Source organism: Nocardia cyriacigeorgica (assembly GCF_010858045.1).
Lineage (GTDB): Bacteria > Actinomycetota > Actinomycetes > Mycobacteriales > Mycobacteriaceae > Nocardia > Nocardia cyriacigeorgica_E.
On the sequence record NZ_JAAGVC010000291.1, the window covers coordinates 1 to 297 of the forward strand.

At 67.3% G+C, this 297-nt stretch carries 1 protein-coding gene; it reads left to right on the forward strand.

Features of this window, described 5'->3' with window-relative positions; all coding sequences use genetic code 11:
* Positions 1-227: hypothetical protein (locus GV790_RS30845; protein WP_218586501.1), on the forward strand; the 227-nt coding region annotated here is incomplete at its 5' end.
* Positions 228-297 lie beyond the last annotated feature (70 nt).

Below are 297 nucleotides of genomic sequence, written 5' to 3' on the forward strand. Positions count from 1 at the left end.
TCATCATGCCGCGCAACGATTCCGGGATCGAGAACGAATCGTCCGCAGATCCGGGCGACGGTTCGACCGATGATGTGGGCGCGGGTGAACCCGATGCGCCGAGGGCCGCGGTGCCGTTCGCCCCGTTGCCGAACGACACTGGCCAGGCGCGCGAGACGAATCGGGTGCGAAGCGATGACGCGGCAACGCAGCCGATCGTGCCAGCGGTTCGAGCCGATCGACGCTGACGGCTCAATCCGGCCGGTACGCGGCCGTTGTGGTACCGATGGAACTGTTCCGGGCGACCGGGACACTGTG